The 14,729-nt window shown below is 66.6% G+C and carries 14 protein-coding genes and 1 pseudogene; 5 read left to right on the top strand and 10 right to left on the bottom strand.

Annotated elements, in window-relative coordinates:
- Positions 1-8 precede the first annotated feature (8 nt).
- From rfbC to OJA40_RS11100, 6 genes are all read right to left on the bottom strand, one after another.
- Positions 9-569, bottom strand: a complete 561-nt coding sequence (gene rfbC / locus OJA40_RS11125; RefSeq protein ID WP_263810658.1) for a dTDP-4-dehydrorhamnose 3,5-epimerase — start codon at positions 567-569, stop codon at positions 9-11.
- A gap of 29 nt (positions 570-598) precedes the next feature.
- Entirely contained in the window at positions 599-1,531 is a 933-nt protein-coding gene (gene rfbA, locus OJA40_RS11120) for a glucose-1-phosphate thymidylyltransferase RfbA (RefSeq protein ID WP_263810657.1), read from the bottom strand.
- Between the two features lie 227 nt (positions 1,532-1,758).
- Positions 1,759-2,787, bottom strand: coding sequence for a dTDP-glucose 4,6-dehydratase (rfbB, locus tag OJA40_RS11115; protein WP_263810656.1), 1,029 nt, complete (start codon positions 2,785-2,787; stop codon positions 1,759-1,761).
- 139 nt (positions 2,788-2,926) lie between these two features.
- Entirely contained in the window at positions 2,927-3,415 is a 489-nt protein-coding gene (locus tag OJA40_RS11110) for a ribonuclease toxin HepT-like protein (RefSeq protein WP_251962927.1), read from the bottom strand.
- A complete protein-coding gene (locus OJA40_RS11105; protein ID WP_251962928.1) occupies positions 3,412-3,774 on the bottom strand; it encodes a nucleotidyltransferase family protein in 363 nt (120 codons plus the stop codon). The genes OJA40_RS11110 and OJA40_RS11105 overlap by 4 nt, the downstream gene beginning before the upstream one ends.
- 108 nt (positions 3,775-3,882) lie before the next feature.
- Entirely contained in the window at positions 3,883-5,718 is a 1,836-nt protein-coding gene (locus OJA40_RS11100; protein ID WP_263810655.1) for an SLC13 family permease, read from the bottom strand.
- 134 nt (positions 5,719-5,852) lie between these two features.
- On the opposite strand from OJA40_RS11100, the pseudogene OJA40_RS11095 reads away from it, so the two are divergent.
- A pseudogene (locus tag OJA40_RS11095) lies at positions 5,853-6,592 on the top strand (IS1 family transposase).
- A 46-nt stretch (positions 6,593-6,638) separates the two neighbouring features.
- On the opposite strand, the gene hepT reads toward OJA40_RS11095, so the two are convergent.
- The 4 genes from hepT to cysD form a co-directional block, all read right to left on the bottom strand.
- Positions 6,639-7,052: a type VII toxin-antitoxin system HepT family RNase toxin gene (gene hepT / locus OJA40_RS11090; RefSeq protein WP_263810654.1), complete on the bottom strand. Its 414-nt coding sequence runs from the start codon at positions 7,050-7,052 to the stop codon at positions 6,639-6,641.
- Positions 7,045-7,464 carry a type VII toxin-antitoxin system MntA family adenylyltransferase antitoxin gene (gene mntA, locus OJA40_RS11085; protein ID WP_251941211.1) on the bottom strand — a complete coding sequence of 140 codons (420 nt, stop codon included), beginning with the start codon at positions 7,462-7,464 and terminating at the stop codon, positions 7,045-7,047. The genes hepT and mntA overlap by 8 nt, the downstream gene beginning before the upstream one ends.
- A 92-nt stretch (positions 7,465-7,556) precedes the next feature.
- Positions 7,557-9,476 carry a sulfate adenylyltransferase subunit CysN gene (cysN, locus tag OJA40_RS11080; protein ID WP_263810653.1) on the bottom strand — a complete coding sequence of 640 codons (1,920 nt, stop codon included), beginning with the start codon at positions 9,474-9,476 and terminating at the stop codon, positions 7,557-7,559.
- A gap of 209 nt (positions 9,477-9,685) precedes the next feature.
- Positions 9,686-10,597: a sulfate adenylyltransferase subunit CysD gene (gene cysD / locus OJA40_RS11075; RefSeq protein ID WP_183957174.1), complete on the bottom strand. Its 912-nt coding sequence runs from the start codon at positions 10,595-10,597 to the stop codon at positions 9,686-9,688.
- A 442-nt stretch (positions 10,598-11,039) separates the two neighbouring features.
- On the opposite strand from cysD, the gene OJA40_RS11070 reads away from it, so the two are divergent.
- From OJA40_RS11070 to OJA40_RS11055, 4 genes are read left to right on the top strand one after another with little or no spacing between them, the layout of a single operon-like run.
- Complete coding sequence (locus OJA40_RS11070) at positions 11,040-12,203, top strand: DegT/DnrJ/EryC1/StrS family aminotransferase (protein WP_263810651.1); 1,164 nt, start codon at positions 11,040-11,042, stop codon at positions 12,201-12,203.
- Positions 12,204-12,208: 5 nt separating this feature from the next.
- Positions 12,209-12,829 (top strand): sugar transferase, encoded by a 621-nt coding sequence (locus OJA40_RS11065; protein WP_263810650.1) that lies wholly within the window; start codon positions 12,209-12,211, stop codon positions 12,827-12,829.
- Positions 12,822-13,460 (top strand): acetyltransferase, encoded by a 639-nt coding sequence (locus OJA40_RS11060; RefSeq protein WP_263810649.1) that lies wholly within the window; start codon positions 12,822-12,824, stop codon positions 13,458-13,460. Before OJA40_RS11065 ends, OJA40_RS11060 begins: the two co-directional genes overlap by 8 nt.
- Positions 13,461-13,469: 9 nt before the next feature.
- Positions 13,470-14,684 carry a glycosyltransferase family 4 protein gene (locus OJA40_RS11055; RefSeq protein WP_263810647.1) on the top strand — a complete coding sequence of 405 codons (1,215 nt, stop codon included), beginning with the start codon at positions 13,470-13,472 and terminating at the stop codon, positions 14,682-14,684.
- The last annotated feature ends 45 nt before the right edge of the window (positions 14,685-14,729 follow it).

The raw sequence follows: 14,729 nt of genomic DNA, 5'->3' as shown, positions 1-14,729 counted from the left end.
GGTCGATGTCATCGCACGTTGTCAAACCGAAGGGCCTCGCGGGGGATTTCGTCCAGCGCAGGCGCCCCTGCGTCCTTTGCCGAAAGAATCGGGTCTTCTGTCGGCCAGTCGATAGCAAGGGCCGGGTCGTCCCACCGGACCGTCCGGTCGGCCTCCGGGTGGTAGAAGTCGGTGCACTTGTAGTGGAAGAGCACCTCCCCGCTCGTCGCCACGAAGCCGTGGGCGTAGCCCTCCGGCACGTACAGCTGCCGCGCGTTCTCGGCCGAGAGGACCTGCCCCTCCCACGCCCCAAACGTATCCGCCTCGGCCCGCACGTCGACGACCACGTCGTAGACGGCCCCCTTCAGCACCGAGATCAGCTTCCCTTGCGGCCGGGGGTTTTGGAAGTGCAGCCCCCGCAGCACCCCTTCGCGGGACCGGGACAGGTTGTCCTGCACGAACGTGACGTCGAGGCCGTGGTGGCCGTAGTCCCGTACGTTCCACAGCTCGGCGAACGAGCCGCGATCGTCCGTGTGGACGTCCGGCTCGATCAGGCGCACGCCGGGAAGGGAGGTCTCGGAAACGGTCATCGGAGGGGTGGGCCGGGACACAGAAAAGGCTAGGCGGAGGCGGGCGTGGTGTCGCTCCGGACGCGCGCCACGAGGTCGAGCAGGTACTGGCCGTAGGCGTTGTTGTCCATCGACCGGCCGATCCGCACCACGTCGTCGGCGTCGATCCAGCCCTGGCTCCAGGCAATCTCCTCGGGGCAACTGATCTTGAGGCCCTGGCGCGCCTCGATCGTCTGCACGAAGTTCGCCGCCTGCAGCAGCGAGTCGTGCGTGCCGGTATCGAGCCACGCCATGCCCCGCCCGAGGGTTTCGACCTGCAGCTCGTCCCGCTGAAGATAATGCCGGTTCACGTCCGTAATCTCCAGCTCCCCGCGGTCGGACGGCTCCAGCCCCTCGGCGACGTCGACGACGCCCGCATCGTAGAAGTAGAGCCCGGTGACGGCGTAGTTGGAGGGCGGTACGTCGGGCTTCTCCTCGATGGCGAGGGCCCGCCCCGCCGTGTCGAAGTCCACGACCCCGTAGCGCTCCGGGTCGTTCACGTAGTAGGCAAACACGGTGCCCCCCGACGACTGCCCGGACGCCCGGCGCAGCTTCTCGCCCAATCCCTCCCCGTGGAAAATGTTGTCGCCGAGAATGAGACACACGTCGTCCCCGTCGATGAAGTCGGCCCCGATCGTGAACGCCTGTGCGATGCCCTTCGGCTCCGGCTGCTCGGCGTAGCGGAGGTTGAGGCCCCACCGGCGGCCGTCCCCCAGCAGGTCCTCGAACCGGGGCAGGTCCTTCGGCGTCGAGATGAGCAGGATGTCCCGGATGCCCGCCCGCATCAGCGTCGACAGCGGGTAGTACACCATCGGCTTGTCGTAGACGGGCACGAGCTGCTTGCTCACCGCCCGGGTGGCCGGATACAGCCGTGTGCCGGCGCCGCCGGCCAGCAGGATGCCCTTGCGGGTGCGTGTTGAAGGGGCCGTTTCGTCGGTGCTCATCCTGTCAAAGCTGCGCTTCGATGCGTAGACGCTTCGTCAACGTACGTGGTGCGTGAGGCGTGACTCGTGAGGAGGGATGCGTGACGTACAAGTTGCTCCGTACTGCCCTCTTCGCCCTTCACGGTTCACGCATCACTTTGTCTCACCCGTATATTGCGTATTTCGTATTGCGTATTTCGTGCTGCGTGCCGACCGTCAAATTAGCCCCCCAACCCTCAACGCCCCCCTTACCCCTGAACCGCCCGCACCCACTCCCGGTGCTCCACGTACCAGTCGACCGTCCGGCGCAGTCCCGCCTCGAAGCCGACCTGCGGCGTCCACCCGAGCTCGTTCTCGATCTTGCTCGGATCGATGGCGTAGCGCCAGTCGTGCCCCGGCCGGTCCTCCACGAACGTGATCAGGTCGTGGTGGCTCTTGGTCTCAAGGGTGCTGCCCGCGGGCCGCGTCTCGTCGAGAATGTCACATATCTGACGGACGACCGTAATGTTCTCCCGCTCGCAGTTCCCGCCGACATTGTAGGTGTCGCCCACCTCCCCCTCAGTCAGCACGCGCAGCAGGGCCCGCACGTGGTCCTTCACGTAGAGCCAGTCGCGCACGTTTGTCCCGTCGCCGTAGACCGGAATCGGCTCCCCGTCCAGCGCGCTGCGGATGACGACCGGAATGAGCTTCTCCGGGTGCTGACGCGGGCCGTAGTTGTTCGAGCAGTTGGTGATGACGACCGGCAGGCCGTAGGTGCGCTGCCACGCCCGGGCGAGGTGGTCGGCCCCGGCCTTGCTGGCCGAATACGGAGAGCTCGGGTCGTAGGACGTCTCCTCCGTGAACGCGCCGGTCTCGCCGAGCTCCCCGTACACCTCGTCGGTCGAGACGTGGAGGAAGCGGAAGCCGTCGGGCCGGCCCTGGTCTTCCCAGTAGGTCCGCGCCGCCTCCAGCAGCACCTGTGTGCCCACCACGTTCGTCTGCACGAAGGCCGCCGGGCCGTCGATGGAGCGGTCCACGTGCGACTCCGCCGCGAGGTGGAGCACGCCGTCCGGTTCGTACTCGCGGAAGAGACGGTGCATGGCCGGGGCGTCGGTGATGTCCTCCTGCTCGAAGTGGTGGCGGGGATGATTTGCCACAGGCGCCAGGTTCTCCTGGTGCCCGGCGTAGGTGAGGGCGTCGACCGTGACGACGGTGGCCTCGGTCTCCTGAATGAGGTGGCGCACCACCGCCGAGCCGATGAAGCCGGCCCCGCCAGTGACGAGGAGGGTGTCGTTCATGGAATTGTCGTGTGCCAGATCGTTCAGAGATCCGATTGCGCTTCGCCCATGCTGAAGCCTCCAATCCCCACAGAATCGGGAGGCGTCTGCGTCTCTTCGCCCTCCTACGCTTTGGGCTCCCTCCCCTAGCAAGCCTCAATCACTCGTTCTGGGAAGCTAATCGGTCAAGAGTATCCGCAAAGGCTTGAAGATCCGCAAAGACACGTTCCGCAGTCTCCGGCAATTTTCTCATGAGGAGGTCGAGTTGCTCAGGGTCGAACTCGAACGCATACACGTTGCGAACTACGTGACGAAACCCCCGATACCGGTCCAGTTTTTTTCGAGCATCGTCTGAGAGGACCGAGGGACGGACCCCGTTGAGCTCCGTATTCATCTGCTCCAGTAACTCTTGATGCCAGCTTCCGCCCTCCGGAACCGTCTGGTCGATCCGTTCGGCCACGATCTTAAAGACTCGCTCCAGCCCAGCATAGAACCCATGCAGGTTGAGCGCGACGGCGTCGATGCGGTGGTCCGCCGGGCGATTGAGGTCCACGTCGGCCCAGATGGCTTGTGCCCGGTCGACGACGTCTTCGATCTGCTCCACCTCTCGGCGAATGCGGCCCGCGACAGCGAGATAGGACTCCGTCATACGTCTCGGCCCTCCCGCCGAACCACGTCCCGGAGCGACGCGGGACACTGTTCGAGACGAACCAGATCGACCTGAAATGGAGCCGCCTCGTCTTGGACACGGGCGACGGCTTCAAAATAGTCTTCCTTGTCGAGCCCCCGAACGGCCAGATCAATGTCCGACTGGGGCCCGAGGGGCACCTCGTCGCCGGCCATGGACCCAAACAGCACGACGCGGGCTGCGCCGTAGGCGTGCCGGAGATACTCGGCAACCCGTCGGGCGGTCTTCCGTGCTCGACGGCGGCGCCGCTCTTGCTCGCGGCGGGCCTGGGCGCCCCGTCGACGCATCGTGTCCCGGTAGGAGGCAAGCGGGTCGGCCATTCGAGCGAAACGGCTCCGATTTCCGCGGAGCATCAGTGGAAGAAAGCAACTATTTTCCAGTACGTGTTAATGCGCAACGGACCGTTCAGGGTTTCCGGTCCTATTGGGCTACAGCCACACCAGCGAAATGATGCCCACCGACGTTCCCATCACCAGCAGCGTCACCGGCCAGCCCACGCGGGCGTAGTCGCTGAACCGGTACCCGCCGGGCGCCATCACCATTAGGTTCGTCTGGTACCCGATGGGCGTGAGGAAGCTCGCGGAGGCCGCCACGGCCACGAGGACCCCGAAGGCCACGGGCGGGACCCCGAGGCTCGACGCCGCGGCCATCGCGACGGGCAGCATCAGCACCGCCGCGGCGTTGTTCGTGATGATTTCGGTGAGCAGGTTGGTCAAGAGGTAGAGGGCCACGAGGACGACCACGGGCCCGAACGGCTCGGCGACGGAAAGCACCCCCTGGGCCGCCGCCGTCGCGAGGCCGGTGGTCTCGATGGCTTTCCCGATCCCCAGGGCTGCCGCAATGACGACCAGCACCTGCACGTTGAGCGCCCGCTGGGCCTCCGCCGGCCGGATGCACCCGGCCAGGATCATGAGGAGGGCCGCGAGCACGGCGGCCGTGACGATGGGGGCCAGGCCCGTCGCCGCGGCCAGCACCATCGCGCCCGTCAGGCCGAGGGCAATCGGCGCCCGCCCCGACCGATCCGTCTCTTCGTCGTCGTGTTCAGGCGACCCGCCCTGGCGGGCCCGTCCGTCACGGGGCGCCACGAGGTAAAATTCCTCCCGGCTCCCGCTGCTCCACCGTTTCTTGAAGTCGCCGGGCGCCTCCACGATCAGCAGGTCACCCGCCTGCAGCTCCGTCGTGCCCACCGGGCTCGTCACCGGCTCGTCCTGGCGCTGGATGCCAAGGACGACGCCCTGGTACTGCTCGCGGAAGTTGGCCTCCCCCAGCGTGGTGCCCACCAGGTTCGACGATTCGGCGATGACCGCCTCGTAGAGCGGCAGGGTTTCGTAGCGGGCGGGGTCGTCGTGGGTCCCGTCCGGGGCCGGGAGGGTGCGCGAGAGGCCGGGGCGTTCCAGAAGCCGCTCCCGGGCGGCCAGGCTCCCATTGAAGGCCAGGACGTCGCCCTGTTCGAGGGGGCGGCCCGGGCGGCCCTGCAACACCTCCGTCCCGCGGCGGACGTGCGTCAGGTAGGCGTCGCCGAGGTCGCGCAGGCCCGCCTCGGCCACCGTCTGGCCCACGATGGGGGACGGTGCGGTCACCGTGACCTCGAACATGTTCTGGCCCAGCCGCCGCTCGGCCGCCGGGGCGGAGGTGCCGCGGTCCGGCAGCAACCGATGCCCGCCCAGAACGAAGTAGGCAATGACGACCAGGGCCGCGGGGACGCCGACCCAGGTGACGTCGAAGAGCGAAAGCGGCTCGTACCCTTCCGCCTCCATCAGCCCCGCGACGATGAGGTTCGTGGAGGTCCCGATGAGCGTCATCATGCCCCCGGTGATGGCCGCGTAGGAGAGCGGGATCATCAGCTTCGACGCCGGGATGTTCTGCGCGTCGGCCCACTCCTGCAGGCGCGGCGTGAGCATCGCCACGATGGGCGTGTTGTTGAGCAGCCCGGACAGGACGGAGGTCGGCACCATGAAGCGGGCCAGAACGGGCCCGAGCCGCGTGGTGTCGGCAAAGAGCACCCGGTCGAGCTCCGACAGGGCATCGGTGTGCTGCACACCCCCGGCCACCACGTAGAGGGCGCCCACGGTGAGGACGGCGGCGTTGGAGAACCCGGCGAACGCCTGGTCGGGCGATACGACGCCCGAGACGAGGAGAACCGACAGGCCGCTCAGCAGCACCAGGTCCGGGCGCCCAACGTCCGCCATCAGCGCCCCCACCACTCCCATGACGACGGCAACGGTGATCCAGGCGTTGAGGCCGAGACTGCCAAGCAAACCCACGAGAAGGACTATCGAATGAGAAGTGAAACGCGGTCAGTTTCTCAAAGAAGTAAGAAAACCGGTAGCGGATCAATAAGTAGTGGTGCTCTCTGTTTGCATTCCGTCACGTCCGGCTCACCAGTCCATCCAGTCCGATGATCAAAGAGCCCCACGAATGTAGAGAATGCGGCTCTTCGGGACGCCGCCGAAGAACGGCCACAGCGCCAGTGGTTCTCAGCAGCAGGACTGCAAAGATTGTGGGGCCCACAAAGTGCTTGGGTCTGGAGCCGCGAGGCTACTCCGAGGAGGAAAAAGAAAAAATCCTCAGGGCTTATCGCGAACGCGGGTCAAAACGAGCAATCAGTCGGATCTTCGGCATCAGTCGCTGTTGCATTGACTCATTGGCTCGAAAAAAGAGACGAGAAATGGGCTCATTAGCCGATGGGCTCAGGCCGGCTGAGGAAAACGATGTCCTTGAGCTTGACGAATGCTGGACATATGTCCGGAAGCGTTCAAACAAACGATGGCTCAGGGCTTGGGCTCTGCCCGTCGAACTCGGCAAGTCGTAGCGAACGCGCACGGAGACCGTTCGGCCAAGACCTGCGCACGGCTCTGGAGCCGGATTCAACAGAGCGACAGCTCAAGGACTACCGACGAGGCCGAAGCTTCAGCGACTTCTGGAAATCCTATCGCCCAGTTTCTGCGGGCGACTCCAGTCACCGGCAGGTCGGAAAGTCCAGTGGCGAGCTGGCCTGTGCACAAGCGCTTCTTCGGGCGGCTGCGGCAGAAGCTGGCGCGGTACGTTCGACGGACACGAGCGGCTTCCGAGTCAGAGCGAATGCTACATTTGACGACAAAGCTGTTCGTGGAGTGGTACAACGAAGCCGTCACTTAACATCGACCCGCTATCAGAAACCCTTTCGGTCGAAGTGGTGTGGTTCTCAAAGAAACTGGGAGAAGATGGAGCGGAGCTGTTCAATCTCATCGAGTCGGTGTTGAATTGCCTCGTATACAATGTCACGGTCAATGTCGAGGTAGTCGTGCACGAGCGCGTTCCGAAATCCAACCATATCGGTCCATTGCTCGCGCATCTCCTCCCCGATCAGTCCTTCGGACTCGAAGATGTCGGGTAAATCCTGAGCCCGCTCCACGGCCCCGAGGTTCTCATCGACGACCACGTGGCTGGCCATATCGTTGATAGATTCAATCGACAATTGTAGAAATCGCTCAGCACTTCCGTAGAGGTAGGGGTCTTCGACGAATTCCGAGCGCGAGTGCTGTTGCGTCGTTCTCAGAATATCGAGGTACTCGCTGAGCTTCTGCAGCCGGCGCCGGATCACGTTTGGGTCAACCATGGGCCTTCTCTTGCAGTCGTTCTTTGAGGGCCTTGCGCTGCCGCCGGAAGTGGGGCTCAAAATCCCAGTACATGCGAGCGACCTTCGAAAAGAAGCGACCGTGATGGAAGTCGTCCCGGGCATAGAGAAGAACATTCGGCCGCACGGCCTCGAACTGCAGTACGAGGGGGGCGCCGTTGAGCACGACGAGGTCGATCCAGTCTCGCCCTGCCGCCTTCATGCAGTCGGTGATGAGCGGGACCTTGTCGTCGGTGGGCTCCCACCGATCGGAATCGACGACGATGCCGAGGTCAAGGTCGCTGCGGTCCCGTTCGCGATCGGCCGCGACGGACCCGAAGAGGTACGCCGCCCGCACGGCAGGGTGATCCGCAAAGACGTTTCGGAGCCGATGCTCAGTGGCCTCGGAAAGCATGACGGCGGGGCGTCTGAGACAAAGAGGAGTCTGTCGGCCTGAACGAAGCGCCCCAGAAGAAGATCACTGCCCCGTTCATCTCCCCCAGTCGGCTACACAATGCCTCGCGCTTCGAGGGCCTCGACGATCTGATCGACGCACGCCTCCACGTCGTCCTCGTCGGTGTCGACCACCACGTCCGGGTCCGCCGGCGCTTCGTACGGCGCGGAAACGCCGGTAAAGTTGGCGATCTCACCGGCTTCGGCCTTCGCGTACAGGCCCTTCGTGTCTCGCTCCTTGCACACCTCCAGCGGGCAATCGACGTGCACCTCCAAAAAGCGGTCGCGGACGTCGTCCGGCAGCAGCTCGCGGGCGCGGTCGCGGTCCTCCTGGTAGGGCGAGACGAACGAGCAGAGCGTCACGTTGCCCTGCTCGAAGAAGAGGCGCGCCACCTCGCTGACGCGACGGATGTTTTCTGTGCGGTCGGCGGGCGTGAAGCCGAGGTCGCCGCTCAGGCCGTGCCGCACGTTGTCCCCGTCGAGCATCATCGTCTGCACGTCCGCGTCGAACAGGCGCTCCTCCACCGCCTTCGCGATGGTGGACTTCCCGGCGCCGGACAGGCCCGTCAGCCACACGACGCCTGCCTTGTGCCCGTTTTGCTTCTCGCGCTCCTCACGCGGGATCTGAAGCCCCTCCCACGTGACGTTCGGGGAGCTCTCCGCCTCGTCCTCCGCCTGCGGCTCTGCCTGCTGGCCGAACGGCGTCACGTCCTCGGCCACGCCCCGAATCATGCCGGCGGCCACCGTGTCGTTGGTGTCCGGGTCGATCAGGATGAAGCTGCCCGTCGCCCGGTTGAGCTTGTACGGGTCGACGAACAGGGGGTCGGCGGTCTCGATCTCCACCCGCCCGATGTCGTTGAGCTCGAAGGTGTCGGCCTCCTCCCGGTGAAAGGTTTCCACGTTGGTGCGGTAGACAATCTTCGACACGTAGGCCTGCGTCCGGCGCGTGGTGTGCTGCAGGACGTAGGGGCGGTCCTGGCGCATGGCCTCCTCGTTCATCCAGCAGAGGTCGGCGTCCAGCTGCCGCGTCACGTCCGGCTTGTTGCGGCTTCGCACGATCATCGACCCGCGGCTGACGTCGATCTCATCCTCCAGCGAGAGCACCACCGACTCGCCGGGCCCCGCCTCGTCGAGATCCCCGTCCAGGGTCGTAATCGTGTCCACCTCCGAGGTGTAGCCGGACGGGAGCACCGTAATCTCTTCCCCCGGTCGCACCTTTCCCGACGCCACCTGCCCGGCGAAGCCCCGAAAGTCCTGGTGCGGCCGGATCGTGGTCTGGACCGGGAACCGGAAGTCCACCTGGTTGCGCGTCGATTCCGTCCGCACGCTCTCCAGGCGGTGCAGGAGGGTCGAGCCCTCGTACCACGGCATGTTGTCGGAGTGGTGCACCACGTTGTCGCCCTTCAGGGCCGAGATCGGGACGAACGTGATGTCCTGCACGTCCAGGTTGTCGGCGAAGTCCTCGTACTCGGCCACGATCTCGCGGAAGCGCGCCTCGCTGTAGCCGACCAGGTCCATCTTGTTGACCGCCACGATGACGTGGGGGATCTGCAGCAGCGAGGTGATGAACCCGTGCCGCCGCGTCTGCTCCAGCACCCCGTTCCGGGCGTCGATCAGCTCCACGGCCAGCTCCGCCGTCGAGGCGCCGGTGACCATGTTGCGGGTGTACTGCTCGTGGCCCGGCGTGTCGGCAATAATGAACTTCCGCTCCGGCGTGGAGAAGTACCGGTAGGCCACGTCGATCGTGATGCCCTGCTCCCGCTCCGCGCGGAGGCCGTCGGTCAGGAGCGCCAGCTCCAGCTCCTCGTCCTCCCGCTGGGTGTTGCGCTCGATCTCCTCCATCTTCTCCTCGAAGATCTCCTGCGTGTCGTACATGAGCCGCCCAATGAGCGTGCTCTTGCCGTCGTCGACGCTCCCCGCGGTCGTAAACCGCAATACGTCCATATCTTGGGTGCCAACGCCTTGCGTCTCCATCAGATCAGTGTCGAGTTTCGAGATGCGAGTGTCGAATTGTGCATTCGTGCCTACAGGCCGCGCACACGGACCGCTGAACCGGGTCAGTCGCCCAACGCCCCCCATTGCCCCACTCAGCCACTGCCAAAATCAGTTCATGGCCCCCAATGCCCAAAATGCCAAAATGGCCCCAATGCCAAAATGGCCACAATGCCCCAATGACCAAATGACTAGAAGTACCCCTCCCGCTTGCGCTCCTCCATGGCCGCCTCCGCGCGCTGGTCGTCGGCCCGGGCCCCGCGTTCGGCCTGCTGCGTCGTGGCCACCTCCGCGATCACCTCGTCGAGCGTCGTCGCCGTCGACTCCACCGCGCCGGTGCAGGTCATGTCCCCGATCGTCCGGAAGCGGACCATCTTCTCCACGTAGTGCTCGTCCTCCCGCAGATCGTTGTATGGGGACTTGGGCAGCAGCACACCGTCCCGCTCGAACATCGTGCGCTCGTGGGCGAGGTACAGGCTCGGAATCTCGACGCCCTCCTGCCGGATGTACTGCCACACGTCCAGCTCCGTCCAGTTGCTGAGGGGAAAGGCCCGGAAGTGCTCGCCCTGCCGGCTCCGGCCGTTGTACAGGTTCCAGAGCTCCGGGCGCTGGTTCTTCGGGTCCCAATTCCCGAATCGGTCGCGGTGCGAGAAGAAGCGCTCCTTCGCCCGCGCCTTCTCCTCATCCCGGCGCGCCCCGCCCAGGGCCGCGTCGAAGCCGTATTCCTCAATCGTGTCGAGGAGGGTCACGATCTGGAGCTTGTTGCGGCTCGCGTCCGGGCCCTGCTCCTCCTTTGCCCGGCCCGACTCGATCGTCTCCTCCACGCTGCCCACAATTAGGTCCAGGTCGAACTTCTCCATTAGGTTGTCCCGGAATTCGATCGTCTCCGGGAAGTTGTGGCCCGTGTCCACGTGGAGGATCGGGAACGGCACCTTCGCCGGATAGAACGCCTTCCGCGCCAGGTGAATCATGGTGAGGGAGTCCTTCCCCCCACTGAACATGAGAACAGGGTTGTCGAACTGGGCCACGGTCTCCCGCATGACGTGAATCGCCTCCGACTCCAGCCAGTCGAGGTGCTCGGAGGTGCCGTTGGAAATGGACATGACGAGTCGCGCAGGGATTCTGAAAAAGTCTGGCGCAAGGGAGCGCAGTGGGCCGACACGGGCGGGGGCGTCGGGGCAACGTTCAGGCGTTTATCGCCCTGCCCGCCCCAAAAGCGTCAAGGCCGATGCGGTACGTAGGGCCGCCCCGCGGCGCAAACACAAAACGGAACGCGCGGGATGCGGAATACGAGACGCGCAGGACGTGACATCGTTGGAAATGACACAAACCACGCGTGAACGTCGGAAACACGAACCGGAAAAGCAATGCCCGAACCGAATCATTGGTGCCTCACAATCCCCACGACGCGGGCCGAACCGAGCTTGATCCGTCGTTTTTTCACGCGGCAGGAGTCACATCTATCAATTTCGACTTTGCCAGGCGCCTTTTTATGTTACATTCAGATGTTCAAAACCCAATCTTCTTGGTCGTACCGACTGGCCCGTGCCCCGAGACACTGCCCGTTCCACAGACACACTCCCGCTTGCCCGGCCGGACGTGACGCGTCACGAGCGAGAGCGGGTGTTGGAGGTGCTGCGCTCGGGCCGCCTCTCGCGCGGCCCCGCCCTTGAGGCCTTCGAGGCCAAAATGGCCGACCGGTGCGACACCGCCCACGCCGTCGCGGTCAGCAGCGGGACGGCCGCCCTGCATTGTATCGTATCGGCCCTCGACCTGGCGCCGGGCGCCGAGGTCTTGACGACGCCGTTCAGCTTCGTCGCGTCGAGCAACGTGCTGCTGTACGAGGACCTGCGGCCCCGTTTCGTGGACATCGACCCGTCCACCTACAACCTGGACCCGAGCCGTGTGGCGGAGGCCCTCACCCCACAGACCGAGGCCATTCTCGCGGTGGACGTGTTTGGCGTGCCCGCCGACTGGCCCGCGCTCGCCACGCTCGCCGACGCGCACGACCTCCGGCTCATCGACGATGCCTGCGAGGCGATCGGGGCGTCGGTGGGGGGACAGCCCGTCGGAGCCTGGGGGGACGCCGCGTCCTTCGGGTTCTACCCGAACAAGCAGGTCACGACCGGCGAGGGCGGCTGCATCACGACCGACGACGCCGACCTGGCCCGCCACTGCCGCGCCCTCCGCAACCAGGGGCGGTCCCAACAGTCGTCGGGCCGCATGCGCCACGACCGGCTCGGCTACAACTACCGGCTCGACGAGATGTCGGCCGCCCTCGGCTGTGCCCAGCTCGACCGCCTGGACACGCTCCTCGACCGCCGCGCCGCCGTCGCCGCGATGTACGCGGACGCCCTCGCGCCCCTGTCCGACGACGTGGCGCGCCCCGTGGACCCGGCCGGCGCGGAGCGAAGCTGGTTCGTGTACGTGGTCCGCCTGCGCGACCACTTCGCCCCGGATGCTCGCGACCAGCTGATGGATCGCCTGCAGGCCCGCGGGATCGGCTGCGCGCCGTACTTTCCCCCGATCCCCCTGCAGCCCCCCTACCGGAACCGGTTCGGCTTCGCGCCGGGCGACGTTCCGGGGTGCGAATCGGTCTCGGCGCGGACGCTGGCCCTGCCCTTCTTCGGCGACATGACCCGCGCGGACGTCCACCGCGTGGCCGAGGCCCTCGCCGAGATCTGTCCAACCCTCCCCCGCCAGTCTTGACGCCCATGCCTGAACCACCTTCTGTGCATTCGACGGCCAAGCGGGCCCTCGACCTCGTCGGGGCGGGCCTTCTTCTCATCGGGCTGTCCCCGCTGCTCGGCCTCGTCGCCCTGAGCGTCTGGCTGGACGACGGTCGGCCGATTCTGTTCGCCCAGACCCGGGTCGGGCGCGGCGGCGTGCCGTTTCGGCTGTTTAAGTTTCGCACGCTCACGCACGAGCCGGACGATCCTGCGCGGGCGGCGGCCCACACGACCGGTGTCGGCGGCGTCCTCCGGCGCTGGGCCCTCGACGAGCTGCCGCAGCTCTGGAACGTCCTGCGCGGCGAGATGAGCCTCGTCGGCCCCCGGCCCACCGTTCCCGATCAGGTCGCGCGGTACGGCCCGCACGAGCGGCGGCGGCTCCGGGTGCGCCCCGGCCTCACCGGCTGGGCCCAGATCCACGGCCGCAACGCCCTCTCGTGGCCCGAGCGCATCGACCGGGACGTGTGGTACGTGCGGAACCGCAGCCTCCGGCTCGACCTGCAGATTTTGGCCCGCACGCCGCTCATTCTGGTGCGGGGCGTGGGCGTGTACGGGGCCGACGCGAAAAACCCTTCGTTCTCTCCGGGCTCCCAGCTGCATGCATGACCCTACTCCCCTCCTCCTCGTCGGCGCGGGCGGATTTGGGCGCGAGGTGGCCGCGCTTGTCGAGACCCTGAACCAACAGGCCCTAACGTGGAATCTGCGCGGCTTCGTGGACGACGACCCGGCCCTCCGCGACGCCACCGTGATGGAGATCCCGGTTCGGGGCGATGTCGACTGGCTCACTCGTCAGACCGATCTCTCTGTTTCCCTCACCATTGGGGATGGGTCGGCGCGCCGGGCCGTGGCCGACCGCCTCACCGCCACCGACCTCCAGCCCGCAACGCTCGTCCACCCCACGGTTTCTGTACACCGTACCGTCCGCCTCGGGCCCGGCACCATTCTCTGCCAGGGGGCCGCCCCGACCGTAGATGTGCAGATCGGCCCCCACGCCGTTCTGGACCAGCACTGCACTGTGGGCCACGATGCGGTGCTTGACGCCTTCGTCTCGCTTCGCCCTGGGGCCCGCATTTCCGGATCGGCCCACCTGGAGCAGGCAGTGACCGTGGGAGCAGGGGCGGTCGTGCTGCCCGACGTGACCATCGGCGCCGGCACGACGGTGGGGGCCGGGGCGGTCGTCACCGAGGACCTGCCCCCCGACTGCACCGCCGTCGGGCGCCCCGCTCGTCCCCAATAGAGGTGCCCCATGCGCATAGCTGTTTTCCTCCAGCACTACCACACTCCGGACTGCCCCACCGCGGGGCGGCCCTACGCGCTGGTGGAGCGGCTGGGCCGGGACCACGAGGTTACCGTGATCACGACCCGGGCCTGGGAGGGGACGCGGACGGCCCATCGGTTTCCGTGGGCGCCGCCGGGCGTCGACCTCGTGCGGTTCGACGTGCCCTACGACAACGCGATGTCGGCCCCGAGACGACTGGTGTCGTTTCTGCATTACGCCGCCCGGGCCGTCCGGCATGGCCTGCAGATGCCCCGACCGGACGTGATTCTCGGGTCCTCGACGCCCCTGACCGCGGCGGCCGCTGCGGGCCTCGTGGCCCGGGTGCGCCGCGTTCCGTGGGTCTTCGAGGTGCGCGACCTCTGGCCCGCCTTTCCCCTCCAGATGGGCGCGGTGCCGGACGTCGGTCTGCACGGACTGCTGCGGTGGGGCGAAGCGGCGCTGTACCGGAGCGCGGCGCACGTCGTGACGGCCTCCCCGGACATGGAGCGGCACGTCCGCGTCCGGGCGCCCGACGCGTCGGTGACGACATTGGAGTACGGGGCCGCTCCCACGGTTCTGGAAACGGTCGACGAGGAGGCCCGCCGGGCCCTGGCAGAGCACCTGTCCCCCACGCGACGCTTCCTCGTGCTTTACGCCGGCACGTTTGGCCGCGCCAACGCCATCCCGACGCTGCTCGACGCGGCCCGTCGCCTCGTCGACGCCCGCTCGGACGTGCTCGTGGCCCTTGCCGGGCGGGGCCACCACGCCCCGCTGGTAAAGCAGGCCGCCCGCCGGCACGACGCCATCCGTCGGCTCCCGCCCCTTCCCTACCCCGACGCCCTCGCGCTCTTCAAGCGCGCCGACCTTTCGCTCGTCCCCTTCCTCGATCGCCCCGTGCTGGCCGCCAACGCGCCCAGCAAATTTTTCGACAGCCTCGCCACCGGAACGCCCGTCGTGGTGACGAACCCTGGGTGGACGCGGCGGTTTGTGGAGCGGCACGGCTGTGGCTGGTTCGTCCCGCCCGACGCCCCCGGCGCCCTCGCCGACCGCGCACGGGCCGTCCTGGCAGCCCCCGATGCCCGCGCCCGGGCCGCACAGAATGCCCGCGAGGCGGCCCGGCGGCACTTTAATCGGACCCGCATGCTCGACCGGTACACGGCCCTGCTGGAAGGTGTCGCCGGTGTTTCCTCAAAGCGGCCGTAGCCTCACCCCGCCGAGAACCAGGGCAACCCTCAAAACTGTCAGCGC

Source organism: Salinibacter pepae, assembly GCF_947077775.1.
GTDB classification, from domain to species: domain Bacteria; phylum Bacteroidota; class Rhodothermia; order Rhodothermales; family Salinibacteraceae; genus Salinibacter; species Salinibacter pepae.
This window is presented reverse-complemented; position numbering and strand designations above follow the sequence as displayed.